We start from the raw sequence: 1,631 nt of genomic DNA, 5'->3' as shown, positions 1-1,631 counted from the left end.
CGTGCGGATGGTCAACCGGGTTCATGGCAGCACCACGAACGGTCGGGCGGACACCGCGCCAGCGCTTGGCGCCAGCCTTGCCCAGCTTTTCCAGGTTGTGCTCGTCGTTACCGACTTCACCGATGGTGGCGCGGCACTCGACCGGCACCTTGCGCATTTCACCCGAGCGCAGGCGCAGGGTGGCGTAGATGCCTTCACGAGCAACCAGCTGCACGGCGGCGCCGGCGGCACGAGCGATCTGTGCACCCTTGCCCGGCTTCAGTTCGATGCCGTGGATGGTGGTACCGACCGGGATGTTGCGCAGCGGCAGCGTGTTGCCTGCCTTGATCGGCGCATCGGAGCCCGCGATCACCTGGTCACCGGCCTTCAGGCCCTTCGGTGCGATGATGTAGCGACGCTCACCATCGACGTAGCACAGCAGGGCGATATGGGCGGTGCGGTTCGGATCGTATTCAATCCGTTCCACGCGCGCCGGAATGCCTTCCTTGTTGCGCTTGAAATCGATGACGCGGTAGTGCTGCTTGTGACCACCACCAACGTGACGGGTGGTGATGCGACCGTGGTGGTTACGACCACCGGACTTGCTCTGCGGCTCCAGCAACGCTGCGTGCGGTGCGCCCTTGTGCAGATCGGGCGTAACCACGCGCACGGCCGAACGGCGGCCGGGGGAAGTGGGCTTGAATTTCATCAATGGCATGGGATGGACCTCAGGCCTTGGCCGTTACATCGATGGACTGGCCATCGGCCAGGCGCACGTACGCCTTGCGCCAATCGCCACGGCGGCCAGCGCGGTTACGGAAGGACTTGTTCTTGCCCTTGACGTTCAGCACGTTGACGGCCTCGACCTTGACGTCGAACAGCTGCTCTACCGCGGCCTTTACATCGGCCTTGGTGGCTTCGTTCGAAATCTCGAAGACATACTGGTTGGAAAGTTCCTGCAGGCGCGCGGTCTTTTCAGAGACTCGCGGAGCGCGCAGCACGCTGAAGATTTTCTCGTTGCTGCTCATGCCAGCCACTCCTCGACCTTCTTGACCGCGTCAGCGGTAATGATGACCGTATCGGCACCGACCAGCGACACCGGGTCCAGGCCCTGCACGTCACGCACTTCCACGTAGGGAATGTTGCGGGCCGACAGGTACAGGTGCTCGGAGGCATCTTCAGTGACGATCAGCGGGCGCTTGCCCACTTCCAGGCCGGCCAGCTTGGCGATCAACGACTTGGTGTTGGTCGCTTCGACATCGAAGGCCTCCACGATCGTCAAACGGCCCTGACGGTTCAGCTCGGACAGGATCGCGCACATGGCGGCACGGTACTGCTTACGGTTGACCTTCTGCTCGAAGCTGCGCGGCTTGGCCGCGAAGGTGACGCCACCGCCGACGAAGATCGGAGCCGTCAGCGCGCCATGACGCGCACCGCCGCCCTTCTGCTTCTTCGACTTCTTGGTGGTGCCAGCCACTTCAGAACGAGTCTTCTGAGCCTTGGTACCAGCGCGACCGGCGTTGCGATAGGCGACGACGACCTGGTGAACCAGATCTTCGCTGAAATCGCGACCGAACACGGCTTCGGAGACCGAGACCTTGTTGTTGCTACCCGTGATAACGAGTTCCATCGTCATCTCTCCTTATGCCTTG

The 1,631-nt window shown here is 62.5% G+C and carries 3 protein-coding genes; all 3 read right to left on the bottom strand.

Annotation, left to right across the window (positions count from 1 at the left end; all coding sequences use genetic code 11):
* A partial coding sequence (gene rplB, locus ACI2JH_RS19740) for a 50S ribosomal protein L2 (protein ID WP_404737001.1) occupies positions 1 to 697 on the bottom strand: 697 nt, incomplete at its 3' end.
* A 10-nt stretch (positions 698 to 707) separates the two neighbouring features.
* The gene (gene rplW, locus ACI2JH_RS19735) at positions 708 to 1,007 is read right to left on the bottom strand and encodes a 50S ribosomal protein L23 (RefSeq protein WP_042614228.1); all 300 of its coding nucleotides are present in this window, start codon (positions 1,005 to 1,007) and stop codon (positions 708 to 710) included.
* The gene (gene rplD / locus ACI2JH_RS19730) at positions 1,004 to 1,609 is read right to left on the bottom strand and encodes a 50S ribosomal protein L4 (RefSeq protein ID WP_042614229.1); all 606 of its coding nucleotides are present in this window, start codon (positions 1,607 to 1,609) and stop codon (positions 1,004 to 1,006) included. The genes rplW and rplD overlap by 4 nt, the downstream gene beginning before the upstream one ends.
* Positions 1,610 to 1,631: the final 22 nt, after the last annotated feature.

The sequence above is a fragment of the Stenotrophomonas sp. NPDC078853 genome (assembly GCF_044901215.1).
GTDB lineage: Bacteria > Pseudomonadota > Gammaproteobacteria > Xanthomonadales > Xanthomonadaceae > Stenotrophomonas > Stenotrophomonas lacuserhaii.
The sequence above is the reverse complement of the archived record's forward strand: the minus strand, read 5'-3'. Positions and strand labels throughout refer to the sequence as shown.

Coding starts and splice junctions, on each gene's coding strand:
- rplW (WP_042614228.1), bottom strand. CDS start 1,007: ATGAGCAGCAACGAGAAAATCTTCAGCGTGCTGCGCGCTCCGCGAGTC.
- rplD (WP_042614229.1), bottom strand. CDS start 1,609: ATGGAACTCGTTATCACGGGTAGCAACAACAAGGTCTCGGTCTCCGAA.